Source organism: Pseudooceanicola marinus, assembly GCF_020177265.1.
Taxonomy (GTDB): domain Bacteria; phylum Pseudomonadota; class Alphaproteobacteria; order Rhodobacterales; family Rhodobacteraceae; genus Pseudooceanicola; species Pseudooceanicola marinus_A.
Genome location: NZ_JAIVMC010000004.1, coordinates 215,493 through 241,053 on the forward strand (window position 1 = coordinate 215,493; position 25,561 = coordinate 241,053).

A 25,561-nucleotide genomic window follows, 5' to 3' on the forward strand; every position below is an offset into this window, starting at 1 on the left:
AAAAGACATGGATCTGAGTTTCACGGCTGAAGAACAGGCCTTCCGCGAGGAGGTGCGCGCCTTCTTCGCCGCCAACCTGCCCGAGGACATCAGCAGCGCCGTCCGCAAGGGGGGCGAGCTGACCAAGGACATCATGGACCGCTACCATGCGATCCTGAACGAAAAGGGCTGGCTGGCCACCACCTGGCCGGTTGAGTTCGGCGGCCCCGGCTGGTCCCCGGTCGAACGGCATATCTTCGAGGAGGAGGCCTGCCGCGCCTATGCGCCGCGCATCGTGCCCTTCGGCCTGGCGATGCTGGGCCCGGTGCTGATGCAGTTCGGCTCGAAAGAGCAGCAGCAGGAATATCTGCCGCGCATCCTGTCGGGCGAGGACTGGTGGTGTCAGGGCTATTCCGAACCGGGCGCCGGGTCGGACCTGGCCAGCCTGAAAACCCGTGCGGTGCGCGACGGCGACCACTACGTGATCAACGGTCAGAAGACCTGGACGACACTGGGTCAGCACGCCAACCGCATCTTCTGCCTCGTGCGGACGGACCCGGATGTGAAGCCGCAGAAGGGCATCAGCTTCATCCTCGTCGACCTGGACACGCCGGGCATCGAAATGCGCCCCATCAAACTGATCGAGGGCGGGCACGAGGTGAACGAGGTCTTCTTCACCGACGTTCGCGTGCCGGCGGAAAACCTGGTCGGCGAAGAGAACATGGGCTGGACCATCGCCAAGTTCCTGCTGACCCATGAACGCACCAATATCGCCGGCGTCGGCTTCTCCATGCAGTCGCTGGAAGAGGTGAAGGCGCTGGCGCGGCAGGTGAAACGCAATGGCCGCCCCCTGATCGAGGATCCGCTGTTTGCCGCCCGCGTGGCCCAGGTGGAGATCGACCTGGAGGCGATGAAGATCACCAACCTCCGGATGCTCTACAAGGCGCAGCAACAGGGCGCGCCGGGGCCCGAAACCTCGATCCTGAAGATCAAGGGCACGGTCATCGCGCAACAGTTGAAGGATCTGGCGCGCCGGGCGCTCGGGCCCGCGGCGGCGCCCTTCCCGGGCATGCTCTCGGCCAACCTCGCGCCCGCGCCGGAAGACGCGGCGCACAACGCGGCACGCTATTTCAACAACCGCAAGACGTCGATCTACGGTGGGTCCAACGAGATCCAGCGCAACATCCTGACCAAAACCATGCTGGAGCTGTGACGATGGATTTCTCCCTGACCGAAGACCGGCAGATGCTGTCGGACAGCCTGACCCGCTACCTGCGCGAGAAATACCCGATGGAGGTGCGCAACGCCGCCGCCTATGCCGAGCCGTTCCACGCGCCCGCGCATTGGCAGGGCCTCAGCGAGCTGGGCGCGCTTTATGCCCTGGCGCCCGAGGAGGCCGGTGGCTTCGGCGGTACCGGCTTCGACGTCTCGGTCGTCTTCGAGGCGCTTGGCGGCGCGCTCTGTCCCGAGCCAGTGCTGGCCGCGCTGATGGCCGCGCGCCTGATGACTGCCGCCGGCGAGGACCAGGAGGCGCTGCTGTCAGGTGCGGTGAAATACGCCGTGGCCATCGGCGAGATCGACGCCTGGTATGACATTGGGGCCGTTGGGACCGAGGCCGTGACCTCGGGCGAGGGCCACGCGCTGACAGGTCGCAAATCGGTGATCTACGGCGGCCAGGTGGCCGAGAAGCTGCTGGTGGCAGCAAAGCTCGACGGCAAGGTGGCGCTTTTCGAGGTGGCGGCCGAGGCGGCCTCGGTCACCGGCTACGGCATGATCGACGGCGGCGGTGCGGCGGAAGTTGTGCTGGACGCCACGCCGGGGCGTCTCCTGATCGCGGATGCAGGGGCGGCCCTGGCTGATGCGGTCAATGCCGGGATCGTGGCGCTGTGTTCCGAGGCCGTGGGGGCGATGGATGCGCTTTACGCCATGACCCTGGACTACCTGCGCACCCGCAAGCAGTTCGGCGTGGCCATTGGCCAGTTCCAGGCGCTGCAACACCGTGCCGTCGACATGTTGACCGAGATCGAACAGGCCCGTTCGATCACCATCAAGGCCGCGGCAGAGCTGGACGGGCCCGAGGCCGGGCGCTATGCCTCGATGGCGAAAAACCTGATCGGCCGCGCCGGGCGCCTGGTGGCGGAGGAGGCGATCCAGATGCACGGCGGCATCGCGATGACCTGGGAATATCCCGGCTCGCATTACGCCAAGCGGCTGGTGATGATCGACGCCCAGCTGGGCGACACCGATTACCACCTGTCCCGCATGATGGCCGCCTGAGCCTTGGGCTGACCCCGGGCCGGGGGCGCTGCCCCCGGACCCCCGGAGGTATTTCCGACGAGATGAAGGAGCGGGACGGTGCCCTGTGCGGCGCTCGCCTTTTGCCACAGGCGCTTGCACGCTCTCCTTGCAAAAGGAGGCCGCCTGGCCTGGCGCGGCCCCCCCCCCTGTCTTCATCTCGTTCCAAATACCTCCGGGGGGAGTCGCTTCGCAGAAGCGGCGGGGGGCAGAGCCCCCCTTGCCTACCCCGGCAACCCTTCGTGGCGCCCCGTCTTGTAAGGCGTCCAGTCGGTGATCTCGGGATAGTACATCTGTCGCCACAGCCGCACGCGCGGGTTCATGCGCCGCCGCCATAGCGGCGGGATCATCGCCAGCATGGTCATCAGCGGATAGCCATGCGGTAGCTCCGGCGCCTCGCCATCGGTATAGGTCTGCAACAGCGGAAAGCGGCGGTCGGGCTTGTAATGGTGGTCCGAATGGCGCTGCAGGTTGATCAGCAGCCAGTTCGTCGCGGTGTGCGAGGCGTTCCAGCTGTGATGCGGCTTCACATGTTCGAATTTGCCATTCCCGAGGTATTTTCGCGTCAGCCCGTAGTGTTCGACGTAGTTCGTCAGCTCCAGCATCCAGACGGCGATGAAGGCTTGGTAGAGGAACAGGACCAGCCCCGGCAGGCCGCCAACAAGCAGCGTGATCAGCAGCATGGCCCCCTGAAGGGCCGCATAACGCCAGAAGGGGTTGCGGCGGTCGGTGGGTGGCAGGTCCTTGCGTTTCAGCCGCGCCACCTCGGTCTTCCAGGCGGAGCGCGGGCAGTCGCGCAGCACGCGCCAGAAGTAATGCGGGAAGCTCTCGTTGTAGCGCGCCGTCACCGCGTCGCGCGGGGTGCCGACGGCCACGTGATGCACCAGCAGGTGTTCGCTGCGGAAATGGGAATAAAGCGTCATCGCCAGCAGGATGTCCGCCAGCCAGCGTTCGCGCTTGTTGGTCTGGTGCATCAGCTCGTGGCTGTAGACGATGCCGATGGCGCCGCACATCAGCCCGACGCCGTAGAACAGCACGATCACCTCCAGCAGGCCCAGGGTTTCGGTCTGGCGGGTGTACCAGATCGCCCAGAACAGCGTGACGAACTGCACCGGCGCCCAGATCAGCGTGATGGCGCGATACCAGAAGAGATCGTCCACTGATGTGCCGGGATCGGCGTTCTCGGTGTTCAGGCCCAGCAGGCGATCCAGCAGGGAAAAGAGGCCCAGCCCGTAGAGTGGTGCCAGCAGGACGGTCCAGCCGCCGTAGACCGTGCCGATGACGATCAGCGGCACCATGAGCAGCGACAGCCAGAAGGGCGCCGCGCGGGTGAAGGTGGAGATGTCTTGCGAAGTGCTCATCATGTGCCCTCCCGGGGCGGAGACGCGCGTCAGCTCATGTCTACGAAGCTGGCGCGGGCCAGGTCAAACGCCTTTCGCATCACGGTGGGCAGATCCGAGGGGCGGAACCGCTCCGGCGGCAGGAACTGCCCGCGTTCGGGGTTGCTGCCCCGGGGCAGATCGGCCACGCGGATGGCCAGGCGCAGGTGGAAATGGGTGAAGGTGTGCAGGGCCTCGGCGCCCGGGTCGCGCCAGTCCGCCTCCACCGGGGGGCTGTGATCCGGCACCTCCTCGGCCCAGTCGGAGCCGGGCCAGCCCAGCATGCCGCCCAGAAGCCCCCTGTCGGGGCGGGTTTCCAGCAAGAAGGCGCCATCGGCGCGGCGTGCGATATAGGCGACGCCGACGCGGGTGGGCTTGGGTTTCTTCGGGGTCTTCTTCGGCAGCTCGGCCGCGGTGCCGGCGGCGCGGGCGGCGCAGGGGGCGACCCAGGGGCAGATGCCGCAGGCGGGCGAACGGGGGGTGCAGATCGTGGCGCCCAGGTCCATCACCGCCTGGGCGTAGTCGCCGGGGCGGTCCCCGGGCGTCATCAGGGCGGCCTTCTCCGTCAGCTCGGGCTTGGCCGCGGGCAGGGGCGTGTGGATGTCGAAGAGCCGCGCCATGACCCGTTCGACGTTTCCGTCGACCACCGTCTCGACCCGGTTGAAGGCGATCGATGCGATGGCGGCGGCCGTATAGGGGCCGATGCCGGGCAGTTTCAGCAGCGCCTCGCGGGTGTCGGGGAACTGGCCCCCGTGGTCGGCCACCACCACCCGGGCGCATTTCAGCAGGTTGCGGGCGCGAGCGTAGTAGCCCAGGCCCGCCCATTCGCCCATCACTCGGGCATCGTCGGCGGCGGCCAGGTCTTGCACGGTCGGCCAGAGGGTGGTGAAACGGGTGAAATACTCCTTCACCGCGGCCACCGTGGTCTGCTGAAGCATGACCTCGGACATCCAGATGTGATAGGGATCGGGGCGGTGGCCGGCCCGGCTTTCGGCCGGGGGCACGCGCCAGGGCAGGGCCCTTGCGTGCTGGTCGTACCAGGAAAGAAGATCCGCCGCTTGCGCCGTGTCACGCATTCTTTATGCCTCGTCAGGGGCGGGCACGGCCTTTCAGGCTGGCGTGCCCGTTTGCGGTGACTAGAATAGTGCGGGCCGGGGGGATGCAACCCTTCGGCGCAAGGATTTCCCGGCGGCCCGGCAAAAGCGAAAGGCCCGACGCAATGGCGCGACGCGCGACCTCGACCTATGGTTTCAAGCGGACCTACGGCCTGCTGGAGACCCGCATCCGCAAGGCTGGCGAGGCCCGCGGCTTTGCCGTGTCGCGGCTGCTGACCCATTGGGAAGAGATCGCTGGCAGCGACATCGCCGCCATGGCCCGCCCGGTCGAGGTGAAATATGGCCGCGGTGCCATGGGGGCCACGCTGGTCCTGCTGACCACCGGCGCCCATGCCCCGGTGCTGGAAATGGAGAAGGAACGCCTGCGCGCCAAGGTCAACGGCGTCTACGGCTACAACGCCATTTCGCGCGTGCGCATCACCCAGACCGCGCGCACCGGGTTCGAGGAAGGCCGCGTCGCCTTCGAGCGCAGCCAGGCCAGTTACACTCCGCCGCCGCCTCCGCCCGAGGTGGTTGCGAAGGCCCACGAGGTGGCCGAGGGTGTCGCCGATACCGGCCTGAAAGATGCGCTGGAGCGGCTGGCCCAGAACGTTTTGAACAAGACAAACAGGACTTGAGAAAGGACGACCCATAATGGATCGCAGGTTCCTCATCGGAGGCGGCGCTGCCGTCGTCGCAGCCGCCGCCGGGAGCGGCATCTGGTACATGAACCGCCCGGCCGAGGCCCAGACCCAGGTCAACGCCGGGGCGGCCAGCCCCGAGCTGGACGAGATCGACACCTCGTCTGTGGTGGAGATGGCCCTTGGCGCCGAGGATGCGCCGGTGACGATGGTGGAATACGCCTCCTTCACCTGCCCGCATTGCGCCGATTTCCACGAGCGCGTCTTCAACCGGCTGAAGACGGATTACATCGACACCGGCAAGGTGCGGTTCATCTACCGCGATGTCTATTTCGATCGCTACGGCCTCTGGGCTTCGATGATTGCGCGCTGTGCGGGGCCGGACAAGTTCTTTGGCCTGGCGTCGATGTACTACAAGTCGCAGGACACCTGGCTGCGCGGCGCCGAGAGCGAGGCGCAGATCGCCGACAACCTGCGCAAGATCGGGCGGCTGGCCGGCATGGACGATGCCACGCTGGAGGAATGCCTGAACGACGTGGACATGGCCCGCACCCTGACCGCTTGGTATCAGAAGAACGCCCAGGCGGATGAGATCAACGCCACGCCGACCCTGCTGATCGACGGCGAGAAGCATTCGAACATGACCTACGCCGACCTGCAGGAGATCCTGGACGGCAAGCTGGAAGGCTGACTTCGGCCCTTTCCGCAGCGAATGAGAGGCGCGGCCCGCAGGGGGCGCGCCTTTTATATTTCCGGGGGCTTCGGTCGCGGCCGCAGCTCTGACGGCGCGCGACTGGCGGGCGAGTGCCTCCGCCCGCCGGAGCGCCTCAGAGCTTCACCACCTGCTTGCCGGTGTTGCCGCCCTTGAGCATCGAGAAGAAGGCCTTGGGGGTGTTTTCCAGCCCCTCGGCCACGTCTTCGAGGTAGGAGACCTGGCCCGATTTCACCAGCGGCGTGACTTCGGCCAGGAAGTCGCCGAAGCGGTCGGTGTGGTCGGTCTGCAGCAGGCCCTGGATCGTCAGTCGCTTCACCAGCGCCATGCGCCAGACCTTCTGCAGCGGGATCGAGCCGGTCTCATCCGTTTCGCCCGAGTACCAGGCGATCATGCCGCAGACGATGATCCGCCCGTGCAGGTTCATCAGCGGCAGCACACCACCCAGGACCGGGCCGCCGACGTTCTCGAAATAGACGTCGATGCCGTCTGGGGCGGCCTCGGCCAAGGCGCCGCGCATCGCCTTGGCGTCGCCATGGGCGCGGTGGTCTATGGCGGCATCAAACCCGAAGCGATCGGTCAGCAGGCCGACCTTTTCCGGCCCGCCAGCGATGCCCACGGTGTGCAGACCCTTCAGCTTCGCCAGCTGACCCACCATGGAGCCCACGGGGCCGGTGGCGGCGGCCACCGCCAGGGTCTCGCCCTTCTTTAGCTTGCCATAGGCCTCCAGCCCTGCCCAGGCGGTGAAGCCGGGCATGCCCAGCACGCCAAGCGCGGTGGAGGGCGGCAGCTCGGGGTCGAGCTTGCGGCAGGCCTTTGCGGGCGCCACGCCGTGGCTGGCCCAGCCGAAGAAGCCCAGCACCAGGTCGCCCGGCGCGAAGGCCTCGCTGCGGCTTTCCAGCACCTCGCCCACGGCGCCACCGCCCATGGTTTCATTCAGCTTCTGCGGTTCCGCGTAGCTGGCCACGTCATCCATGCGGCCGCGCATGTAGGGATCCAGCGACAGGTGGGTCACCTTCACCAGGATCTCGCCCTCGCCGGGGCTGGGCAGGGGGATCTCTTCCAGCCGGAAATCCTCCTCCACCGGGAAGCCATCGGGACGGCGCGCCTGGACGATCCGTTGCATCGTGTCGGTCATCTTGAAATCCTTTCCTTTGCACACAGGTTAAGGCATCCGGCGGTCGCGACAACCCGCTTTGCGGAAATCGTTTCCGCAACGCTGCGGCGTGGCCGGATCGGGGCGAAGAACCCCCGGATGGACAGTGCCCGCCCGGCTGGCGTAAAGAGGCCCGATCATGGCGAAGAAACCAGAAAACCCGAATTACAAGGTCATCGCGGAGAACCGCCGCGCCCGTTTCGATTATGCGATCGAGGACGATCTGGAGTGCGGGATCCAGCTGCAGGGCTCCGAGGTGAAAAGCCTGCGCACGGGCCAGTCCAACATCGCCGAAAGCTATGCGGCGGTGGAGGACGGCGAGCTGTGGCTGGTCAACTCCTACATCGCCCCCTATGAGCAGGCGATGTTCGGCCACGAGGATCGTCGCCGGCGCAAGTTGCTGGTTTCTAAGAAGGAACTGGCGAACCTGTGGAACTCGACGCAGCGCAAGGGGATGACCCTGGTGCCGCTGGTCCTCTACTTCAACCATCGCGGCATGGCGAAGGTGAAGATCGGCATCGCCAAGGGCAAGAAGAACCACGACAAGCGCGCGACCGAGGCCAAACGCGACTGGAACCGGCAGAAGCAGCGCCTGCTGAAGGAACAGCACTGACGCGCCGCCCCGGGCTTTCCCTTGCCTTGTGCGGGCAGGGGGGCTAGGGAATCGGCGGTTTTCATCGGAGAGGCGCATCATGCAGGACGACCCGCGGATACTGGTTTCCACCGACTGGCTGGCCGATCACCTGAAGGATCCCGACCTGCGGATCCTCGACGCCAGCCTGTTCCTGCCCGGCACCGATCGTGACGCGCGGGCCGAGTACGGGGCCGCGCATATCCCCGGCGCCCGCTTCTTCGACATCGACGAGATCAGCGATCAGCGTTCGGAATTGCCGCATATGGTGCCGACGGTGGAGAAGTTCATGTCGCGCATGCGGGCCATGGGCGTGGGCGATGGCCACCAGGTGGTGGTCTATGACAGCCAGGGCCTGTTCTCCGCCGCGCGTGTCTGGTGGACCTTCCGCCTGATGGGCCAGTTCGACATTGCCGTGCTGGACGGCGGCCTGCCCAAGTGGGTCGCCGAGGGCCGCGAGGTCGAGGACATGGACCCGGTGATCCGCGATCGCCACATGACCGTGCGCCGCCAGAACCAGATGGTGAAGGACGTGACCCAGGTCAGCGCCGCCGCCAAGCTGGGCGACTACGAGATCGTCGATGCCCGCGCTGCCGAACGGTTCCGCGGCGAAGTGGCCGAACCGCGCGCCGGCCTGCGCTCGGGGCACATCCCCGGGGCGAAGAACGTGCCCTATACCGCCCTGCTGAACGACGATAAGACGATGAAGGACCCGGCGGGCATCCGCGGTGTCTTCGAAGGCGCTGGCGTCGATCTGAAGAAGCCGGTCATCGCCTCCTGCGGATCGGGCGTGACGGCCTGCGTCCTGGCCCTGGCGCTGGAACGGATCGGCAAGACGGACCATGCAGTTTACGACGGCTCCTGGACCGAGTGGGGGGCCTTCCCCACCCTGCCCGTGGCCACCGGAGAGTGAGAGAGAAATGTTCGAGAACCTCAAGGAACAACCCGCCGACAAGATCCTGGCCCTGATGGAAATGTATCGCGCCGACCCGCGCGAGCAGAAGGTCGACCTGGGCGTCGGTGTCTACAAGAACGCTGAGGGCGTGACCCCGGTGATGCGTGCGGTGAAGGCCGCGGAGAAGCGCATCTGGGAAGAGCAGACTTCGAAAAGCTACACCGGCCTGGCCGGTGAGCCGCTGTTCATCGAGGCGATCCGCAAGCTGGTGCTGGCCGATGCCGTTGCGCCCGAGCAGGTCGCCGGCGTGACCACCCCCGGCGGCACCGGCGCCGTGCGCCAGGCCTTCGAGATGATCAAGATGGCCAACCCCGGCGCCCGCGTCTTCGTGTCGGATCCGACCTGGCCGAACCACCTGTCGATCCTGAAGTACCTCGGCATCGAGACCGTGCCCTACCGCTACTTCGACAGCACCACCGGTGGCATCAACTTCGATGGCATGATCGAGGATCTGCAGGCGGCGCGTCCGGGCGACGTGGTGCTGCTGCACGGCTGCTGCCACAACCCGACCGGCGCCAACCTGACGCTGGAGCAGTGGAAGAAGGTCGTCGAGACGCTGAACGCCATCGAGGCGCTGCCGATGATCGACATCGCCTACCAGGGCTTCGGTGATGGTCTGGACGAGGATGCTGCCGCGACCCGTTACGTGGCCGCCAACGTGCCCGAGCTGCTGATCGCCGCGTCCTGCTCGAAGAACTTCGGCATCTACCGCGAACGCACCGGCCTGCTGATGGCCGTGTCCAAGGACGGGGGCAAGACAAAGGTCAACCAGGGCACCCTGGCCTACCTGAACCGCCAGAACTATTCCTTCCCGCCGGATCACGGCGCCCGCATCGTCGCCACCATCCTGCATGACGAAGAACTGACGGCGATGTGGAAGGAAGAGCTGGAAGAAGTCCGCCTGGGCATGCTGGAGCTGCGCAAGCAGCTGGCGGCCGAACTGGCGCGGCTGACCAACTCCGACCGGTTCGCCTTCCTGGCCGAGCACCGCGGCATGTTCTCGCGCCTGGGCTGCTCGACCGAAGAGGTCGAGAAGATGCGCGACGAGAGCGGGATCTACATGGTCGGCGACAGCCGCATGAACATCGCCGGTCTGAATACCAAGACCGTGCCGATCCTGGCCAAGGCCATCGTCGACGCCGGCATCTGAGCCGGCCGTCCGGGAAATGGTGCGCGGGTTCGCAGGTGACTGTGGACCCGCTGCGTTGACCAGAACCCGCGTCTGGCCGACGATCTTCCGCAGACCAAGCGGAGGAGACGGCCATGCGCAAACTTCAGGTTCAGGGGGTGCACCACATCACCCTCACCGGAGCCGACCGGCAGACCAGCATCGACTTCTGGGAAGGGGTGCTGGGCATGCCCTTCGTCTTCGATCAGCCCAACCTGGATGACCCGAACCAGGGGCATCTCTACTTCGACCCCGGCGACGGGCGGCTGATCACCATCTTCACCAACGAGGACCGCGGGCCGGTGCATGACCGGACGCCGATGGACCCCGGCTGCGTGCATCACCTGGCCTTCAATGTCTCGGCGGCGAGTTTCGCCCAGGCCGTGACGCGGCTTGATGAGCGCGGGATCAAGCATTCGGGGGTGAAGGACCGCGGCTTCATGGATTCGATCTATTTCAAGGATCCGCTGGGTCTGCTGATCGAACTGGCCAGCTACAAGTTCTTCCCGCCCGAGGGATCGACCCATGCCGAGGTTCTGCTGGAGGCGCACCGCATCCGCGTGGCGCGTGGCGATTACAACATCGCCGAAGAGCACCTGGCCGATGCGATCGAGCTGATCGTGGAACGCCGCACCGGCACCCTGTCCGACAGCCGCGCGCCCGCCGATCCCTACCGGCGCTAGGGCTGTCGCCAGCTGGCCGGGTCCAGCGCGAAGAACCGCGCCAGCTGGCCATAGAGCTCCGGCGCGTGGTCGCGGACGCGGTGTGGGGTCTCGAAGAAGGCCTCGACCGCCACGGCAAAGAACTCCTGCGGGCCCTCGGCGCCGTAGGGGTCGAACAGCGTGTGGCGGTGGTTTTCCACCCGGTAGAGGTGCTGGGCGTAGGCTTCGTCGAAGACATGACGCCATTCGGCATGGCTCTGGCCCGGGGCCAGGTCCGGCATGCCGTCGGTGGCGCCCGACAGGTCGTCCAACTGATGCGCGAACTCGTGGAAAACCACGTTGTGACCGTCGTGCGGGGCCTCCGCCCCCTGTTGCGCATCGGCCCAGGACAGGACCACCGGACCGCGCGCCCAGCTTTCGCCGCTGCGCACCGTCTCGCGTTCCGTCACCACGTAGCCGTCGTGGTCCTTCATCTTCGACCGGAAGGCGTCGGGGTAGACCAGCACGCTGCGCAGGGTCTCGTACCAGGCGCCGGAATTGGCGATCAGCAGGCAGGCCTGGGCGGCGATGGACAGGCGCATGGCATCCGTCACCTCCAGCCCGTTGCAGCCGGTGAATTCCACCTGATCGAGGAAATCGACCATCCGCGCCTCGAAGGCGGGGCGGACCTCGGCGGGCAGGGCGCGCGACAGGGGCACCTCCTCGGCGACGATGGCGCGCTGTGCCTCGGTCAGCCCGGCGTCGCGTCGGGTCTGCCGGGCTCGGCGACGCAGGGCCAGCACGCCCACAAGGGCCGCGACAAGGATCAGGACGACAAGCAGGAACTCGATCATGGGGTCCTCGGAAATTGTCTCTCCTACCTAGTCACCCAGCGGGCGAAAGACAAAGATCCACGCAGGGCTGCGCGGCACGCCCCTCCCATCCGATAGCCAAAAATACTCAAACACCACGGACCCGTCCGGGTCGGCTCGCGCAGACGGGGGCCGAAACGCAAAAGGCCGCCCCTAAGGACGGCCTCTGGATCAAGTCGCGTGCCGCGCTCAGGCGGCGGCGGTCTCGTAGAGACCGGCGTGCTGCATGGCGGCGCGGATCTTTTCCTTCACCGGCTCCGAGGGCTCCAGCAGGGGCAGGCGCACCTCCGGGGAACACAGGCCCAGCTCGGACATGGCGAACTTGGCGCCCGAGACGCCCGGCTCGATGAAGATCGCCTCATGCAGGGGCAGCAGCAGGTCCTGGTATTCCAGAGCCTTGGCGTAGTCGCCCGCGAGCGTTGCCGCCTGCATTTCCGCGCAGAGCTTCGGCGCCACGTTGGCGGTGACCGAGATGCAGCCGACGCCGCCCATGGCGTTGAAACCGACGGCGGTCGCATCCTCGCCCGACAGCTGGCAGAAGTCGGCCCCGCAAAGCATGCGGGTGAAGGCCACACGCTCCAGCTTGCCGGTGGCATCCTTGACGCCGACGATGCGCTCCAGCTTGGCCAGCTCGGCCATGGTCGTGGGCAGCATGTCGATCACCGACCGGCCGGGAATGTTGTAGATAACGATCGGCAGATCGGCGGCGTCGTGCATCGCGGTGTAATGCGCGATCAGGCCCGCCTGGGTCGGCTTGTTGTAATAGGGCGTCACCACCAGGGCGGCATCAGCGCCCACTTCGGCCGCGTGGGAGATCAGGCGCACGCCTTCCTTGGTGTTGTTGGCGCCCGCGCCGGCGATCACCGGAATGCGGCCGGCGGCGTATTTCACCACCTCTTCCACCACGATCTCATGCTCGCGCAGCGACAGGGTGGGCGATTCGCCGGTGGTGCCGACCGGCACGATCCCGTTCGAGCCCTGGGCCACATGCCAGTCCACGAGTTTCTTGAGCGTCACCAGATCCAGCTCGCCGTCCTTGAACGGCGTGACCAGGGCGGGAATCGACCCTTTGAACATGACACGCTCCTTCTAAAAGTGGCGGGTGGCGGAAAACCGCGCGGACCCGGTGGGTGAAACCGCTCTGCCGGATATGTGAGTTGAGAGACAGAGACGGCGCATTATCGTCGTGGTCGCATACCTTCGGAACGGGGCCAAAACAAGTGAGAGTGAGACGATTTCCGGCGGTTTTCGCCCTTTGCACGGCGCTTATGGCGCCTCTCGGCGGGGCTGCGGCAACCCAGGCCACCGGCGACGGCGAACCCTCGCGCATGATGCCGCGTCCCTTGGCCTGGGCGTTCCGGGCCATCGCCCGGGGCGACTGGGACCGCGCGGCGGAGGTGGCGAAACGCGACGGGCCGGTGGCCCAGGAAATCGTGGAGTGGGCCCGCCTGCGGGCCGGCGAAGGCACCCCGGCCGACGTGCTGGTCTTCCTCGCGGCCCATCCCGACTGGCCCGGGCTGGACCTGATGCGACGGCAGAGCGAACCGGCCTTCGCCGGGGCCTCCGCCGCGCAGGTGCGTGCCTTCTTCGATGGCCACCCGCCGCAGACGCCGGAAGGCGCCGTGATCTACGCCCGCGCCCTGGCCGCCGGGGGCGACAGCGCGGGCGCGGAGGCGCAGGTGCTGCGCGCCTGGCGCGAGATGCCCATGCCCGCCTCGCTGGAGGAAACCTACCTCGCCGAGTTCGGTTCGGTTCTGGCCCCGCACCATGCGGAGCGCGCCGAGGCGATGTTCTGGGCCGGCGCCCCGGACGATCAGAAACGCATGGCCGCCCATCTGTCCGGAGCCGAGGCCGCCCTGTCGGAGGCCCGCCGCCTGGCCCGGTCGGGCGCGCCGGAGGCCGCCGAGGCCATCGCGGATCTGCCCCGCGCTGCCCGCGACGATCCGGCGCTGGCCTACGCGCGCTTTCGCGGGGAGCTGGCCGCGGGGCGCGATGACGCCGCCCGCGAGATCCTGCTGGCGCAGAGCGAGGTGCCCGGCGGGCTGGGCCGGCCGGAGCTTTGGGGCCCCGAACGCCGCCTCTGGGCGCGGCTGACGCTCTTCGACGATGACAAGCCCCAGGAGGCCTATGTGCTGGCGGCCCACCACCAACTGTCTGGCGGCGGCACCTTTGCCGACCTGGAATGGCTGTCGGGCTATATCGCGCTGAGGTGGCTGGAGGATCCGGCGACCGCGCTGGAACATTTCAGTGCGCTGGAAAAGGGCGTCGACGGCGCCATCTCGCGCGGGCGGGCCTGGTACTGGATCGGCCGCGCGCAAGAGGCCCTGGGTGACAGCGCCAAGGCGCAGGTGGCCTATGAGGCCGGCGCGCAGCTGCAGACGACCTACTATGGCCTGCTGTCCGCCGAGAAGGCGGGCGTGCCCTTCGACGCCAGCCTGGCCGGCACCCAGGCGCCGCCCGAGTGGCGTGGCAGTGCCGTCGAAACGGCAGAGCTGCGCCAGGCGGCCATGCTGCTGACCGCCTCGGGCCAGCCGGCGACGGGGGAGTATTTCCTGATGCACTGGGCCGAAAGCCTCGGCCCCGACGACCTGGGACGTCTGTCGGCCCTGCTGGAGGCGCGCGGCGAGGCACACCTGGCTGTCCGCCTCGGCAAGCTGGCGGCTCAGGAAAACGTCATCCTGCCGCGCGCCTACTATCCGCTGCACCCGCTGGCCGAGATGCCCCTGCCGATCGCCCCGGAAATGTCCCTGTCCATCGCCCGGCGCGAAAGCGAGTTCGACCCCACCGTCCGCTCTCCGGTCGGCGCGGCGGGGCTGATGCAGCTGATGCCGGGCACTGCGACCCATGTCGCCAACGGGCTGGAGATCGCCCATGATCCCGCCTGGCTGACCGGGGACTGGCGCCATAACGCCACCCTGGGCGGCGCCTACCTGGCCGAGCTGAGCGAGGAGTTCTGGGGCAATGTCGTGCTGATGTCGATCGGCTACAACGCCGGGCCGCACCGTTCCCGCGCCTGGATCGAGGATTACGGCGACCCGCGCAATCCCGACATCGACATCGTCGACTGGATCGAGACGATCCCCTACCGCGAGACCCGCAATTACGTGCAGCGAGTGGCCGAAAGCCTTCCGGTCTACCGGGCCCGGCTGGGGCGCGATCCGCTGCCCATCCCCTTCACGGCCGAGCTTCAGGGATCAACCCTGATGCCGCTCGCGCCACAGGGTGAATAGGCCGGCGGCGATGACGATGGCGGCGCCGAGCGCGACGTTGGGCCGGATCGTCTCGCCGAAGATCGGAATGGCGATCAGCGCGCCGAACCCCAGCTGGAAATAGGCGAAGGGCTGCACCGCGCTGGCCTCGGCCAGTTCGTAGACGCGGATCAGCAGGTAGTGGCCCGAGGCGCCGGTGATGCAGAGCAGGGCCATCCAGCCCCAGTCCGGCGCCGTCATCGGTTCCCACCACCAGGCGCCCAGCAGGGTCATCACGATGCAGCCGACGGCGCCGGTCCAGAAGAACGACGTGGCCGAGCTGTCGCGCCGGGCCACGTAGCGGTTCAGCAGGCTGTAGGTGGCGAACATGCCGGCGGCGATCAGCGGCAGGATGGCGGCGGGGGCGAAGACGGCCATGCCAGGCTGCAGGATCACCATGACCCCGGCGAAGCCCACGGCGATGGCCGACCAGCGCCGCCAGCCCACCTTTTCCCCCAGCACAGGCCCCGACAGGGCGGCGATCAGCAGCGGGTAGGAAATGAACACGGCCTGGGTCTCGATCAGCCCGAGGTGGGTGAAGGCGACGACCATCACGCAGACCTCCAGCGCCAGCAGGACACCGCGGATGATCTGCAGCACCGGCTGCGTGGTGGCGGCGGCGGCGCGCACGCCGCCGGCCTTGCGCGTGGCCAGCAGGATGACGAAGGCGGCAAAGAACCAGTAGCGGATCATCACCACCATCCAGGTGTTGTAGGTTCCCGCCAGATGCCGCGACAGCGCATCCTGGGCGGCGAAGATGAAGGTCGTCAGGATCATCAGCCAGATGCCGCGCCGGGTGTTCTGGTCGCTCATGCCTCTTGTCCTTCTGTGCCTGCATCCGTGTCGGGCCGCTGCGCCCGGGTCATGTGCCGCTTGCGTCCGAAGCCGGGGGCGCGCGTCACCTCGAACCCGGCCGCCGCCAGGGCGCGCCGCACGTGGCCCGCCGCCGTATAGGTCGCCGCCGTGCCGCCCGGGGCGGTGTGATCATGCACCGCCTGCATCAGGTCCTCGCCCCAAAGCTCGGGGTTCTTCGCAGGCGCGAAGCCGTCGAGAAACCAGGCGTCCGCCCGACCGTCCCAGGTGGGCAGGGTGTCGCGCGCGTCGCCCACGATCATCTCGAAGGTCAGATCGGGCAGGGTGAAGGCCGTCTTGCCCAGGTGCGGCGCCAGCTCCGCAGCCAGCTCCGCGATCTCCGGAAAGGCCGCCTGAGCGCGGGCCATGTCGGCGGCCTCCATCGGGTAGGCCTCGAAGGTGGTGAAATGAAGGGGGCCGCTCTGCCCTGTGTCGCGCCACAGCTTCCACACCGCCAGCAGGTTCAGCCCGGTGCCGAAGCCCAGCTCGGCCACGCGGAACCCGGCGCCGAACCGCGCGGGCAGGTCGTTGCCGGCCAGGAAGACATGGCCGGTTTCGGCCAGCCCGTTGCCGAGGCTGAAATAGGGGTCGTCGAAGCGGGTGGCGACGGGCACGTCGCCCTCTTTCCACGCCAGCGCGGGTCTCTGGCCCTGCATGGGGCGATCCTCTAGGAAGGGCAAATCAGCGGCAAGATGGAACGGAGGCCGGGAATTGGCAAGCGGGGGAATGGCAGGCGGCAGCGTGGACGTGACCGTGCGCGGTGCGGGGATCTTCGGCCTCAGCTGCGCCTGGGCCTGCGTGCAGCGCGGCGCGCGGGTGCGCGTGGTCGATCCCTTCGGGCCCGGGGCCGGGTCCTCGGGTGGCGTGGTGGGCGCGCTGGCGCCCCATGTGCCGGAGAACTGGAACGACAAGAAGGCCTTCCAGCTCGACAGCCTGCTGATGGCCGAGGCGTTCTGGGCCGAGGTCGAGGCGACGGGCGGCGTGACGGCGGGCTATGCACGGTCGGGCCGGTTGCAGCCCCTGGCGGATGAGGCGGCGATCGCCCTGGCGCGCGGGCGCGAGGCGACGGCGGCAGAGCTTTGGCAGGGGCGGGCCAGCTGGCAGGTTATCGCCGTGACCGGCGCCGCCTTTGAACCCGCCAGCCCCACGGGGCTTCTGGTCCACGACACGCTGACCGCCCGCATGCACCCCCGCCGCGCCTGTGCCGCCCTGGTGGCCGCCCTCACCACGCGCGGGGTCGAGGTGGTGGCCGAGGCCGCGGACGAAGGCGCGGTGATCTGGGCCACCGGCGCCGCCGGGCTGGAGGACATGAGTCGCGAAGCGGGCCGCCAGGTGGGCGTGCCGATCAAGGGCCAGGCGGCGCTGCTGCGCTTTGATGCGGGGGCTGTGCCGCAGGTCTTCGCCGGGGGCGTCCACGTGGTGCCCCATGCGGACGGCACCGTCGCCGTGGGCTCGACCTCGGAGCGGGAGTTCGAGGGGCTCGGCACCGATGATCAACTCGACGCAGTGATCGAGGCGGCGCGTGCGGCCGTACCGGTCCTGCGCGAGGCGGATGTGATCGACCGCTGGGCGGGGCTGCGCCCGCGCGCCCGGTCCCGCGCGCCGATGCTGGGCGCCTGGCCGGGGCGGCCGGGGCATTACATCGCCAATGGCGGCTTCAAGATTGGCTTCGGCATGGGCCCCAATGTGGGCGCGGTGATGGCCGACCTGGTGCTGGAGGGCATCGACGCGATCCCCGAGGGATTCCGCGCCGAAGCGCTGTTCTGAGGAGGGTGCGCTGCCATCTGAGTATTTGGAACGAGGTGAAGACAAGGGGGCCTCCCGCACGGACGGATGTGGCCGACTTTGGCCACGGGCGGGACCCGCCCCTTGCCAAAGTCGGCCACTCTGGGGCAAGGACTGTTCCCATCTTCACCTTGTTGGAAATACTCCCGCCGGAGGCGTCGGCCCGAAAGGGCCGAAACCCAGCTCAGCCGCCCTGACGGACGCGGAAGACGCCGGTGCCGGTGGCCGCCAGCGTCCCCAACTCGTCGCTGATCTTCGCCTCGGCGAAGAAGGTCTTCGAGCCGCCCCCCGTTCGGAACCCTTCTGCAATCAGCGTCTTGCCCTTCATCTGGCCGAGGAAGTTCACGCTGAGGTTCAGCGTCATCGCCAGCCGCTTCTCCTCGGGATCGCCGGTGTAGCAGCCGGCGAAGCCCATGGCGGTGTCGCACATCATCGAATGCACGCCGCCATGCAGGATGCCGTAGCGGTTCATCAGGAAGTCTTCCATCGGCAGTTCGAAACGGGCGTAATCCTCGCGCCAGTCGGTGATGTAGAAGCCGAGGTGGCGTTGCAGGGCGTAGGGGTCTTCGACCAGGTTCGGGTCCATGGTACCTCTCAGACGGTTTTCGCGGCCTCCAGGCCGGCGGCGGCGAACCGGGGCACCAGCGCGCCCATCTGGCGGCCGCGTTCCGGGTTCGACGCGTTGCCGTCCAGCGCGCGCTTGTAGACACCCTGGATGATGCCAGCCATGCGGAAGAAGGTGAAGGCCAGGTAGAAACCGAACCCCTCGATCCCGGGCAGCCCGGCGCGGGCGCAGTAGTCGGTCAGGAATTCCTCATCCTCCATCAGCCCCGCCGCGCGGCGGTCGACACCGGCCAGTCCGCGCCCGTCCGGCCCCTGCGGCATGGACCATTGCATGATGACCGCGGCCACATCCGCATAGGGGTGGCCGGTCGTGGACAGCTCCCAGTCCAGCACGGCGGCGATGCGGGGGCTGCCTTGTTCGAACAGCATGTTGTCGATCCGGTAGTCCCCATGCACAAGGGTACGCATGCCGTCGTCGGGCGGGATGTTGGCGTCGAGCCAGGCGATCAGCGCGTCCATGTCGGGCCGTGCCTCGGTCTCGGCGGCGCGGTACTGCTTCGTCCAGCGGTCGATCTGGCGGCGGTAGTAGTTGCCCGCAGGGCCATAGTCGTCGAGGCCCGTGGCCTGCAGATCCACCCCGTGGATCGCGGCCAACACGCGCGACATCTCGGCCTGCACGGGGCGGCGGTCCTCTCGGGCCAGCTCCGGCAGGTCGGGCAGGTTGAAATGCCGCCCCTGGACCTCGTCCATCACGTAGAAGGCCGAGCCGATGACGCTGTCGTCTTCACAAAGCAGATGCATCTTCGCCACCGGCACATCCGTGTCAGCCAGGGCCTTTTGCACGCGGAACTCGCGGTCCACCGCATGGGCGGACTTCAACAGCACGCCCGGTGGCTTGCGACGCAGCACGTAGTTTTTCGTCGGGGTGGTCAGGCGGAAGGTGGGGTTCGACTGGCCCACGGCGAACTTCTCCGCCTCCAGCGGGCCTTTGAAGCCGGGCAGCCTGTCTTTCAGCCAGCGTTCGACGGCGGCAAGGTCGAGGGTCTGGGTCGTCATCGGGGCCTCCTAGGAATAGGTCAGCAGCGGGTCAGCGGGGCTGGCGAGGAAGGGCGTCTCGTTGAAGCCGTTCAGGAAATGGCGGCGCGGGGAGAAGACGAAGCGGGCCACGGCACAGTTGCGGGTCTGCAATTGCAGCTCGATCTGGGCCTGGCCGGGGGCGCCGAGGGTGGCGGCGATCATCTGGCTGATGGCCCCGCCGGAGGAGACGGCAAAGACCGTCTCGGCGCCGTCGCGCATCAGGTGGGCGCGGGCGGCTTCGACCCGGGCGGCGAAATCGGCCCAGGGTTCGGGCGGGTTTTCCACCTCGTCCCGCTGCCACATCAGAACGGTGTCACGCAGGGTACGGAAATGGCTGCGGCGGTCGTCGTGCATATGTTCGGGCGCGCCGCCCCTGGCGAAGCGCGCATCGAGCAGGGCCTTGAAGTCAAACTCCGACAGGCCGGGGTGCACCTCGGGCTCCGGCGCGGCCTCGACCCCCTCCAGCACGCCCGAAAGCGTGTCGCGCTGGCGCTTCAGCCCGCCATGGGCGGCCCTGTCGGGCCGGATGCCCTGGGCGGCGAACCAGCGGCCCAGGGCGCGGGACTGGGCATGGCCCACCTCCGACAGCACGTCGTAATCCGCCGCGCCGAAGGAGGCCTGGCCATGCCGGATCAGGTAGAGCGTGCCCATCACAGAACTTCGAAGAGGCCAGCCGCGCCCATGCCGCCACCCACGCACATGGTGCAGACCACGTAGCGGGCGCCGCGGCGCTTGCCCTCGATCAGGGCGTGGCCGACCATGCGGGCGCCGGACATGCCGTAGGGGTGACCCACGGAAATGGCGCCGCCGTTGACGTTCAGGATCTCGTCCGGGATGCCCAGAACGCGCGCCGAATGCAGCACCTGGCAGGCGAAGGCCTCGTTCAGCTCCCACAGCCCGATGTCGTCCATGGTCAGCCCGTGGGCTGCCAGCAGTTTCGGCACCGCATGGATCGGGCCGATGCCCATCTCCTCGGGATCGAGACCGGCGGCCATGACGCCGATGTAGCGGCCCAGCGGTTGCAGCCCGCGCTTCTCGGCCTCCTTCGCCTCCATCAGCACCGAAGCAGAGGCGCCATCGGACAGCTGCGAGGCATTGCCGGCGGTGATGAACTTGCCCTCTTTCACCTTCTGCCCATCCTTGAAGACCGGCGAGAGCGATTGCAGCCCCTCCAGCGTGGTCGAGGGTCGGTTGCCCTCGTCCTTGGCCAGGGTCACCTCGTGGAAGGAGACCTCTTTCGTCTCCTTGTCCATGACGCCCATGGTGGTGGTCAGGGGCACGATTTCATCGTCGAACTTGCCCGCCTCTTGGGCGGCGGCGGTGCGTTGCTGGGACCGCAGGGAATAGGCGTCCTGGTCTTCGCGGGTGACGCCGTAGCGGTCGGCCACGATCTCGGCGGTTTCCAGCATGGTCATGTAGATGTCGGGGCGGTGTTCCATGATCCAGGGATCGCGGGCGCGGTCGGTGCGCATGTTCTGGTTCTGCACCAGAGAGATCGATTCGACCCCGCCCCCGATGGCCACCTGCATCCCGTCGGTGATGATCTGCTTGGCCGCCGTGGCGATGGCCATCATGCCCGATGCGCACTGCCGGTCCATGGAAAAGCCCGCGACCGAGGTCGGCAGACCCGCCCGGATCACCGCCTGGCGGCCGATGTTGCCCCCCGTGGAGCCTTGCTGGATGGCGCAGCCGACGACGCAGTCCTGCACCTCGGGGCCTTCCAGACCGGCGCGGTCCACAGCGTGGCGGACGGCATGGCCGATCAGCTCCTGCGCCTGGGTGTTGTTGAAGGCACCGCGAAAGGCCTTGCCGATCGGGGTGCGGGCGGTCGAGACGATGACGGCGTCACGCATGGTTGGGTCTCCTCCCTGAGACGGTTTTGGGGTGGGCACGGCCCCTGGGCCGCGCCTGTCGTTCGTGGGTTAGTCGGGTAGGTCGATGCCGCGCAGCTTGGCCGCCATGGCGGCATATTTGCGCGTCTGGGCGAAGGCGCCCGGCATGACCTCCTGGCCTTCTTCCGCGCGGATCTCCTCCATCCGGGCGGCGATCGTGTCGGGGTCCAGCTCGTCGTCGGCAAAGGCCGCGCCGGGGGTCTCATAGATGCGGGTTTCGGTGAAACAGCCGCCGCCCGCGCCCAGGATCATCCGGCTGGGGGCGTCCTCGTGCAGCAGGGTCAGAAGGCCCGGGGTGATGGTCTCGGGGCGCAGCAGGTCCAGCACCTGCTGCGGCAGCAGGCCTTCGGTCATCCGGGTGGCCGCCGTGGGGGCCAGCAGGTTGGCGCGGATGTTGTACTTGGCCCCTTCTTGGGTCAGCACGTTCATCAGCCCGACCAGCGCCGCCTTGGCCGCGCCATAGTTCGACTGGCCGAAGTTCCCGTAAAGCCCCGAGGCAGAGGTGGTATAGACGATGCGCCCGTAATTCTGTTCGCGGAAGTGGTCCCACAGCGCCTTGGTCGGCACCACGGATCCCATCAGGTGAACATCGACCACCTTGGCGAAGTCGTCCAGCTCCATCTTGGTGAAGGTCTTGTCGCGCAGGATGCCCGCGTTGCAGACGAGGATGTTGACCTTGCCCCACTGGGCCACGGCCTGATCCACCATGTCCTGCACCTGGGCGGCATCGGTCACGTTGGCGCCATGGGCCATGGCCTCGCCCCCGGCTGCGCGGATCTCTTCGACCACGGCCTCCGCCTCGGCCGAGCTTTGGCCGGTGCCGTCGGTGGCCACGCCCAGATCGTTCACCACAACCTTGGCGCCGCGTGCGGCGAGGCCCAGGGCGTGGCTGCGGCCCAGGCCCACGCCTGCACCGGTGACGATGGCCACGCGGCCCGCAAAGGAAATGCTCATGAAGTTTCTCCGAAATATCTCCGCCCCAGCCATTCGGCGACCAGCGCGGGTTTGTCCTGTCCCTCGATCTCGACCGTGACCTCGGTGGTGGTCTGGATCTCGCCCGGGCGGATCTGGTGGACCTTTTGCAGCAGGAACCGTCCGCGGATGCGCGCGCCCGAGGGGACGGGCGAGATGAACCGGACGCGGTTCATGCCGTAGTTCACCGCCATCCTGGTGCCGGTGATATTGGGCATCTGGTAGGTCATGGCCGAGAGCAACGAGAGCGTCAGGAAGCCATGGGCGATGGTGCCGCCAAAGGTGCTGTCTGCGGCGCGGGCCGGGTCGGTGTGGATATACTGGTGATCCTCGGTGCAGTCGGCAAAGGCGTCGATCCGGGCCTGGGTGACCTCGATCCAGTCCGACAGGCCCAGCTCCTGCCCCGTCAGGGCGGTGTATTCTTCCAGTGAAAGCTCGGTCATGCGTCCTCCAGGAAGGCGGCCTGGGCTGTGGCGACCTGCATCCCGCCCGACAGCGGGATCACCGCGCCCGAGACATAGCTGCCGCCGCGCCCGCACAGGAATTGCAGCACGCCCGCCACGTCTTCCTCGCGGCCCACACGGCCGGCGGGGACGGTGGCGGCAGTCTTGCGGCGCCCTTCCTCGTGACCGATGGCGAAGGCCATCATCTTGGACATGAAGGGGCCGGGCGCGATGGCGTTGACGGTGATGCCGCGCGGCGTCAGCTCATTCGCCAGGATGCGGGTCATATGGTGCACCGCTGCCTTCGATGTGGCGTAGGAATAGGCGCCCTGACCTTTCGGGATCTCGCCCATGACGGAACCCACGTTGACCACGCGGGCCGGGTCATCGGGCGTTGCTGCGGCCTCCAGCAGGGGCAACAGGGCCTGGGTCAGCTGGAACATGCCGGTGACGTTCAGATCCAGCACCTTGCCCCAGGCATCATGGGGAAACTCGCCCAGGGGCGCGCCCCAGGTGCGGCCCGCGTTGTTCATCAGGATATGCAGCTGGCCGGTGCGCGCGGCCACGGCCTCGGCAAGCGCCGCGATGCCCGCCTCGCTGCCGACGTCGCCGGCGAAACCCTCGGCGCTGCCCGGCAGGTCCAGCGCGTTCAGCTCCTCTGCGACGGCCTCGCAGGCCTCGCCCTTGCGGGACGCGATCAGCACCCGGGCGCCCGCGGCCACCAGCCCCTCGGCGGCCATGCGGCCGATGCCCGTGGCGCCGCCGGTGACCAGCGCCACCTTGCCGGTCAGATCGTTCAGATCGGATGGTTTCAAGCTCATCAGAACCCCCTTGCGGCAGCGACGCGGGCGGCGTGATAGCCGTAGTCGCCCAGCCATTCGGCGCCCACCCGGGCGCGTTTCATGTAGAACCCCATGTCGAACTCGTCCGTCATGCCGATGCCACCATGCATCTGCACGCCTTCGCTGACCGCCAGTTTCGCGGTCCGCGTGGCCCGCGCCTTGGCGACCGAGACGGCCAGATCGGCCTCCTCCGGCGTCTCGTCCAGCACCCGGCCCGCGTTGGCGACGGCGGAGGCGGTCACCTCGATCTCGCACCACAGATGCGCGGCGCGGTGTTGTAGCGCCTGGAACGACCCGATGGTGCGGCCGAACTGGCGGCGTTCGCGCAGGTAGGCTGCTGTCATCCAGAAAGCGCCCGAGGTCAGACCCAGAAGCTCGGCCGAAAGTCCCGCCTGACCGGCCCGCAGGGCAGGGGCCAGCACGGCCATGGCGTTGTCGGCCTCGCCCAGCACGTCCTCGCCTGTGGCCTCGACCCCGTCGAAGTCGAGATTGGCATGGTCGCGGCTGTCCACGGTGGCGCGGGCGGTCCGGGTGATTCCGGCGCTATTGGCGTCGAGGTCAAAGAGGGTCAGGCCCTCTGCCTCGCCCGGGGCGCCTGCGGTGCGGGCCAGCACCAGCACCCGGTCGGCGCTGCCGCCATCGGCGACGAAGCACTTGCGCCCCGTCAGGCGATAGCCGTTCCCGGCGCGGGTGGCCTGAAGGCCCGCCCGCTCGGGCGCGAATTTCGAGGTCTCGTCGAGGGCCAGCGCATAGGTCGCGCCTTCGGCGATACCCGCCAGCCGCGCGCTGCCCGCCGCGCGCAGGGCGGTGGCGGCGATGACGGCGGAGGACAGGAAGGGCGAGGCGGCCAGCACCTCTCCCATCTCCTCGGCCAGGATCCCGGCGGCGCGGTGGCCCATGTCGGACCCGCCCGCCTCTTCGGGCAGCAGCACACCGGCCCAGCCCATCTTTACCATCTCGGACCAGAGGGCGGGATCATAGGGGCGGCCCCCGTCGCGGTTGGCGCGCAGGGCGCTGACCGGGCTGGCCTCTGCCAGAAAGGCCCGGGCGCTGTCGCGCAGCATCACTTCGTCCCCGGAGGGCACAAGAGAAGCGGTCATCTTGGATCTCCTATTGGCTGGGCAGGTCGAGGACGCGTTTCGACAGGATGTCGAGCATCACTTCCGAGGTGCCGCCTTCGATCGAGTTGGCCTTGGTGCGCAGCCATTCGGACGGCAGGGCGCCATGGGCCCCGTCCCAGTCCAGCCCGTCGCTGCCGGTCACCGACATCAGCAGTTCATAGCGGCGCTTGTTCAGCTCGGTGCCCGCGTATTTCAGCATGGCGGAGGCATGGCCGACGCCACCCTGTTTCGCCATGTCCTTGTAGCGGTCGAGCGTCATGGCGGTGGCCAGGCTGTCGACCTCCAGCTCCATCGCGCGGCTGCGCAGCACCGGGTCGGCCAGCACCTGATCGTCGAGGTCCTGCAGGAAAGCGCCGAGAGAGCGGGTGCCCAGCAGGCCCTGCGCGCCGCCGCCGATCATCTCGCGTTCGTGGGTCAGCAGATGCTTGGCCACGTCCCAGCCGCGGTTCAACTCGCCCACGATGCGCGACAGGCCCGCCGGGTCTTCCTTCGGCACGACGACGTTGTCGAAGAAGGTCTCGCAGAAGGGCGAGGCGCCGGAGATCAGGCGGATGGGTTTGGTGCTGACGCCCTCGGCCTCCATGTCGATCAGCATGAAGGAAATGCCGCGATGCTTGGGCGCCTCGCGGTCGGTGCGCACCAGGGCGAAGATCCAGTCGGCCTGATCGGCGTAGCTGGTCCAGATCTTCGATCCGTTGACCACCCAGTGATCGCCGCGGTCCTCCGCCCGGGTCTGCACGCTGGCCAGGTCGCTGCCCGCGCCCGGTTCCGAATAGCCCTGGCACCAGCGGATCTCGCCCCGGGTGATCTGCGGCAGATAGTGCAGCTTCTGGTCATGGGTTCCGAATTCCAGCAGGGCCGGGCCCAGCATCCACAACCCGAAGCTTTCCAGCGGCGTGGGCGCGTTCAGCCGCGCCAGCTCCTCGCGGTAGATCTTCTCCTGCTGGCGCGACAGGCCTGCGCCGCCGTACTCGACCGGCCAGCGGGGGGCCGACAGGCCGGTTTCCGCCGCCGCCTGCATCCAGGCCTTCTGCGCCGCGCTGGAAAAGTCGAAGCGTTTGCCGCCCCAGCAGATCTGCTGATCGGTGCGGGGAATCGCCCGCAGCTCGGGGGCGCAATGGGCCTCGATCCATGAGGAAATATTGGCCCGGAACGTGTCCGGGTCGTCGCTGTGCTGCAGCATACCGTCCTCCCCAACGGTTTGTCTTTCGCATTGCAGAATAGAATTTCACACATTGCTTG

The 25,561-nt window shown here is 67.9% G+C and carries 26 protein-coding genes; 10 read left to right on the forward strand and 16 right to left on the reverse strand.

Annotation, left to right across the window (positions count from 1 at the left end; translation table 11 throughout):
• Positions 1-7 precede the first annotated feature (7 nt).
• On the forward strand, positions 8-1,192 hold the full coding sequence (locus LC066_RS08115; RefSeq protein ID WP_224897834.1) for an acyl-CoA dehydrogenase family protein: 1,185 nt from the start codon (positions 8-10) through the stop codon (positions 1,190-1,192).
• Between the two features lie 2 nt (positions 1,193-1,194).
• The gene (locus LC066_RS08120; RefSeq protein WP_224897836.1) at positions 1,195-2,256 is read left to right on the forward strand and encodes an acyl-CoA dehydrogenase family protein; all 1,062 of its coding nucleotides are present in this window, start codon (positions 1,195-1,197) and stop codon (positions 2,254-2,256) included.
• Positions 2,257-2,498: 242 nt separating this feature from the next.
• Here LC066_RS08120 and LC066_RS08125 read toward each other — a convergent pair whose 3' ends face one another.
• Both LC066_RS08125 and LC066_RS08130 read right to left on the reverse strand, forming a co-directional pair.
• Positions 2,499-3,638 (reverse strand): alkane 1-monooxygenase, encoded by a 1,140-nt coding sequence (locus LC066_RS08125; protein WP_224897838.1) that lies wholly within the window; start codon positions 3,636-3,638, stop codon positions 2,499-2,501.
• A 26-nt stretch (positions 3,639-3,664) separates the two neighbouring features.
• The gene (locus tag LC066_RS08130; RefSeq protein WP_224897840.1) at positions 3,665-4,729 is read right to left on the reverse strand and encodes an A/G-specific adenine glycosylase; all 1,065 of its coding nucleotides are present in this window, start codon (positions 4,727-4,729) and stop codon (positions 3,665-3,667) included.
• A gap of 143 nt (positions 4,730-4,872) precedes the next feature.
• On the opposite strand from LC066_RS08130, the gene LC066_RS08135 reads away from it, so the two are divergent.
• Positions 4,873-5,385 (forward strand): DUF721 domain-containing protein, encoded by a 513-nt coding sequence (locus LC066_RS08135; protein ID WP_222477420.1) that lies wholly within the window; start codon positions 4,873-4,875, stop codon positions 5,383-5,385.
• Between the two features lie 16 nt (positions 5,386-5,401).
• Positions 5,402-6,079: a DsbA family protein gene (locus LC066_RS08140; protein ID WP_085889086.1), complete on the forward strand. Its 678-nt coding sequence runs from the start codon at positions 5,402-5,404 to the stop codon at positions 6,077-6,079.
• A 136-nt stretch (positions 6,080-6,215) separates the two neighbouring features.
• Here the strand turns inward: LC066_RS08140 and LC066_RS08145 are convergent, their stop codons facing one another.
• The gene (locus LC066_RS08145) at positions 6,216-7,238 is read right to left on the reverse strand and encodes an NADP-dependent oxidoreductase (RefSeq protein ID WP_224897842.1); all 1,023 of its coding nucleotides are present in this window, start codon (positions 7,236-7,238) and stop codon (positions 6,216-6,218) included.
• Between the two features lie 157 nt (positions 7,239-7,395).
• Here LC066_RS08145 and smpB point away from each other — a divergent pair, with 157 nt between their 5' ends.
• The 4 genes from smpB to LC066_RS08165 all read left to right on the forward strand — a co-directional run bounded on the left by smpB (position 7,396) and on the right by LC066_RS08165 (position 10,693).
• A complete protein-coding gene (gene smpB, locus LC066_RS08150) occupies positions 7,396-7,869 on the forward strand; it encodes an SsrA-binding protein SmpB (protein WP_222477424.1) in 474 nt (157 codons plus the stop codon).
• Positions 7,870-7,948: 79 nt separating this feature from the next.
• Complete coding sequence (gene sseA / locus LC066_RS08155) at positions 7,949-8,800, forward strand: 3-mercaptopyruvate sulfurtransferase (protein ID WP_224897844.1); 852 nt, start codon at positions 7,949-7,951, stop codon at positions 8,798-8,800.
• Positions 8,801-8,807: 7 nt separating this feature from the next.
• A complete protein-coding gene (locus tag LC066_RS08160) occupies positions 8,808-9,992 on the forward strand; it encodes an aromatic amino acid transaminase (RefSeq protein ID WP_224897845.1) in 1,185 nt (394 codons plus the stop codon).
• Between the two features lie 113 nt (positions 9,993-10,105).
• On the forward strand, positions 10,106-10,693 hold the full coding sequence (locus LC066_RS08165; RefSeq protein WP_224897847.1) for a VOC family protein: 588 nt from the start codon (positions 10,106-10,108) through the stop codon (positions 10,691-10,693).
• Here the strand turns inward: LC066_RS08165 and LC066_RS08170 are convergent.
• Complete coding sequence (locus LC066_RS08170) at positions 10,690-11,505, reverse strand: zinc-dependent peptidase (RefSeq protein ID WP_224897849.1); 816 nt, start codon at positions 11,503-11,505, stop codon at positions 10,690-10,692. The two genes, LC066_RS08165 and LC066_RS08170, sit on opposite strands and share 4 nt — an antisense overlap.
• A gap of 207 nt (positions 11,506-11,712) precedes the next feature.
• Positions 11,713-12,600: a 4-hydroxy-tetrahydrodipicolinate synthase gene (dapA, locus tag LC066_RS08175; protein WP_224897851.1), complete on the reverse strand. Its 888-nt coding sequence runs from the start codon at positions 12,598-12,600 to the stop codon at positions 11,713-11,715.
• 149 nt (positions 12,601-12,749) lie between these two features.
• Here dapA and LC066_RS21515 point away from each other — a divergent pair, with 149 nt between their 5' ends.
• Positions 12,750-14,753: a transglycosylase SLT domain-containing protein gene (locus LC066_RS21515; RefSeq protein ID WP_224897853.1), complete on the forward strand. Its 2,004-nt coding sequence runs from the start codon at positions 12,750-12,752 to the stop codon at positions 14,751-14,753.
• Here the strand turns inward: LC066_RS21515 and LC066_RS08185 are convergent.
• Together LC066_RS08185 and mnmD are read right to left on the reverse strand one after the other, a co-directional pair.
• Entirely contained in the window at positions 14,718-15,584 is an 867-nt protein-coding gene (locus LC066_RS08185; protein ID WP_224897855.1) for a DMT family transporter, read from the reverse strand. The two genes, LC066_RS21515 and LC066_RS08185, sit on opposite strands and share 36 nt — an antisense overlap.
• A complete protein-coding gene (gene mnmD, locus LC066_RS08190; RefSeq protein WP_224897857.1) occupies positions 15,581-16,279 on the reverse strand; it encodes a tRNA (5-methylaminomethyl-2-thiouridine)(34)-methyltransferase MnmD in 699 nt (232 codons plus the stop codon). The genes LC066_RS08185 and mnmD overlap by 4 nt, the downstream gene beginning before the upstream one ends.
• 70 nt (positions 16,280-16,349) lie before the next feature.
• On the opposite strand from mnmD, the gene LC066_RS08195 reads away from it, so the two are divergent.
• Positions 16,350-17,390 carry an NAD(P)/FAD-dependent oxidoreductase gene (locus tag LC066_RS08195; RefSeq protein ID WP_224897860.1) on the forward strand — a complete coding sequence of 347 codons (1,041 nt, stop codon included), beginning with the start codon at positions 16,350-16,352 and terminating at the stop codon, positions 17,388-17,390.
• Between the two features lie 202 nt (positions 17,391-17,592).
• Here LC066_RS08195 and LC066_RS08200 read toward each other — a convergent pair whose 3' ends face one another.
• The 9 genes from LC066_RS08200 to LC066_RS08240 all read right to left on the reverse strand — a co-directional run bounded on the left by LC066_RS08200 (position 17,593) and on the right by LC066_RS08240 (position 25,502).
• Positions 17,593-17,994, reverse strand: coding sequence for a PaaI family thioesterase (locus LC066_RS08200; protein WP_224897862.1), 402 nt, complete (start codon positions 17,992-17,994; stop codon positions 17,593-17,595).
• An 8-nt stretch (positions 17,995-18,002) separates the two neighbouring features.
• The gene (locus LC066_RS08205; protein WP_224897864.1) at positions 18,003-19,028 is read right to left on the reverse strand and encodes a phosphotransferase family protein; all 1,026 of its coding nucleotides are present in this window, start codon (positions 19,026-19,028) and stop codon (positions 18,003-18,005) included.
• Positions 19,029-19,037: 9 nt separating this feature from the next.
• Positions 19,038-19,700 carry a histidine phosphatase family protein gene (locus LC066_RS08210; RefSeq protein ID WP_224897866.1) on the reverse strand — a complete coding sequence of 221 codons (663 nt, stop codon included), beginning with the start codon at positions 19,698-19,700 and terminating at the stop codon, positions 19,038-19,040.
• Entirely contained in the window at positions 19,700-20,902 is a 1,203-nt protein-coding gene (locus LC066_RS08215) for an acetyl-CoA C-acyltransferase (protein ID WP_224897868.1), read from the reverse strand. The genes LC066_RS08210 and LC066_RS08215 overlap by 1 nt, the downstream gene beginning before the upstream one ends.
• A gap of 69 nt (positions 20,903-20,971) precedes the next feature.
• Positions 20,972-21,895, reverse strand: coding sequence for an SDR family NAD(P)-dependent oxidoreductase (locus LC066_RS08220; RefSeq protein ID WP_224897870.1), 924 nt, complete (start codon positions 21,893-21,895; stop codon positions 20,972-20,974).
• On the reverse strand, positions 21,892-22,356 hold the full coding sequence (locus LC066_RS08225; protein WP_224897872.1) for a MaoC family dehydratase: 465 nt from the start codon (positions 22,354-22,356) through the stop codon (positions 21,892-21,894). The genes LC066_RS08220 and LC066_RS08225 overlap by 4 nt, the downstream gene beginning before the upstream one ends.
• Positions 22,353-23,177, reverse strand: a complete 825-nt coding sequence (locus LC066_RS08230) for an SDR family NAD(P)-dependent oxidoreductase (RefSeq protein WP_224897874.1) — start codon at positions 23,175-23,177, stop codon at positions 22,353-22,355. Before LC066_RS08230 ends, LC066_RS08225 begins: the two co-directional genes overlap by 4 nt.
• Positions 23,177-24,298, reverse strand: a complete 1,122-nt coding sequence (locus tag LC066_RS08235; RefSeq protein WP_224897876.1) for an acyl-CoA dehydrogenase family protein — start codon at positions 24,296-24,298, stop codon at positions 23,177-23,179. Before LC066_RS08235 ends, LC066_RS08230 begins: the two co-directional genes overlap by 1 nt.
• A gap of 10 nt (positions 24,299-24,308) precedes the next feature.
• A complete protein-coding gene (locus tag LC066_RS08240; protein ID WP_224897877.1) occupies positions 24,309-25,502 on the reverse strand; it encodes an acyl-CoA dehydrogenase family protein in 1,194 nt (397 codons plus the stop codon).
• Positions 25,503-25,561 lie beyond the last annotated feature (59 nt).

What these genes read in the sequence shown, in the direction of transcription:
- LC066_RS08115 (WP_224897834.1), top strand. Translation starts at nt 8, where the DNA reads ATGGATCTGAGTTTCACGGCTGAAGAACAGGCCTTCCGCGAGGAGGTG.
- LC066_RS08120 (WP_224897836.1), top strand. Translation starts at nt 1,195, where the DNA reads ATGGATTTCTCCCTGACCGAAGACCGGCAGATGCTGTCGGACAGCCTG.
- LC066_RS08125 (WP_224897838.1), bottom strand. Translation starts at nt 3,638, where the DNA reads ATGATGAGCACTTCGCAAGACATCTCCACCTTCACCCGCGCGGCGCCC.
- LC066_RS08130 (WP_224897840.1), bottom strand. Translation starts at nt 4,729, where the DNA reads ATGCGTGACACGGCGCAAGCGGCGGATCTTCTTTCCTGGTACGACCAG.
- LC066_RS08135 (WP_222477420.1), top strand. Translation starts at nt 4,873, where the DNA reads ATGGCGCGACGCGCGACCTCGACCTATGGTTTCAAGCGGACCTACGGC.
- LC066_RS08140 (WP_085889086.1), top strand. Translation starts at nt 5,402, where the DNA reads ATGGATCGCAGGTTCCTCATCGGAGGCGGCGCTGCCGTCGTCGCAGCC.
- LC066_RS08145 (WP_224897842.1), bottom strand. Translation starts at nt 7,238, where the DNA reads ATGACCGACACGATGCAACGGATCGTCCAGGCGCGCCGTCCCGATGGC.
- smpB (WP_222477424.1), top strand. Translation starts at nt 7,396, where the DNA reads ATGGCGAAGAAACCAGAAAACCCGAATTACAAGGTCATCGCGGAGAAC.
- sseA (WP_224897844.1), top strand. Translation starts at nt 7,949, where the DNA reads ATGCAGGACGACCCGCGGATACTGGTTTCCACCGACTGGCTGGCCGAT.
- LC066_RS08160 (WP_224897845.1), top strand. Translation starts at nt 8,808, where the DNA reads ATGTTCGAGAACCTCAAGGAACAACCCGCCGACAAGATCCTGGCCCTG.
- LC066_RS08165 (WP_224897847.1), top strand. Translation starts at nt 10,106, where the DNA reads ATGCGCAAACTTCAGGTTCAGGGGGTGCACCACATCACCCTCACCGGA.
- LC066_RS08170 (WP_224897849.1), bottom strand. Translation starts at nt 11,505, where the DNA reads ATGATCGAGTTCCTGCTTGTCGTCCTGATCCTTGTCGCGGCCCTTGTG.
- dapA (WP_224897851.1), bottom strand. Translation starts at nt 12,600, where the DNA reads ATGTTCAAAGGGTCGATTCCCGCCCTGGTCACGCCGTTCAAGGACGGC.
- LC066_RS08185 (WP_224897855.1), bottom strand. Translation starts at nt 15,584, where the DNA reads ATGAGCGACCAGAACACCCGGCGCGGCATCTGGCTGATGATCCTGACG.
- mnmD (WP_224897857.1), bottom strand. Translation starts at nt 16,279, where the DNA reads ATGCAGGGCCAGAGACCCGCGCTGGCGTGGAAAGAGGGCGACGTGCCC.
- LC066_RS08195 (WP_224897860.1), top strand. Translation starts at nt 16,350, where the DNA reads ATGGCAGGCGGCAGCGTGGACGTGACCGTGCGCGGTGCGGGGATCTTC.
- LC066_RS08200 (WP_224897862.1), bottom strand. Translation starts at nt 17,994, where the DNA reads ATGGACCCGAACCTGGTCGAAGACCCCTACGCCCTGCAACGCCACCTC.
- LC066_RS08205 (WP_224897864.1), bottom strand. Translation starts at nt 19,028, where the DNA reads ATGACGACCCAGACCCTCGACCTTGCCGCCGTCGAACGCTGGCTGAAA.
- LC066_RS08210 (WP_224897866.1), bottom strand. Translation starts at nt 19,700, where the DNA reads ATGGGCACGCTCTACCTGATCCGGCATGGCCAGGCCTCCTTCGGCGCG.
- LC066_RS08215 (WP_224897868.1), bottom strand. Translation starts at nt 20,902, where the DNA reads ATGCGTGACGCCGTCATCGTCTCGACCGCCCGCACCCCGATCGGCAAG.
- LC066_RS08220 (WP_224897870.1), bottom strand. Translation starts at nt 21,895, where the DNA reads ATGAGCATTTCCTTTGCGGGCCGCGTGGCCATCGTCACCGGTGCAGGC.
- LC066_RS08225 (WP_224897872.1), bottom strand. Translation starts at nt 22,356, where the DNA reads ATGACCGAGCTTTCACTGGAAGAATACACCGCCCTGACGGGGCAGGAG.
- LC066_RS08230 (WP_224897874.1), bottom strand. Translation starts at nt 23,177, where the DNA reads ATGAGCTTGAAACCATCCGATCTGAACGATCTGACCGGCAAGGTGGCG.
- LC066_RS08235 (WP_224897876.1), bottom strand. Translation starts at nt 24,298, where the DNA reads ATGACCGCTTCTCTTGTGCCCTCCGGGGACGAAGTGATGCTGCGCGAC.
- LC066_RS08240 (WP_224897877.1), bottom strand. Translation starts at nt 25,502, where the DNA reads ATGCTGCAGCACAGCGACGACCCGGACACGTTCCGGGCCAATATTTCC.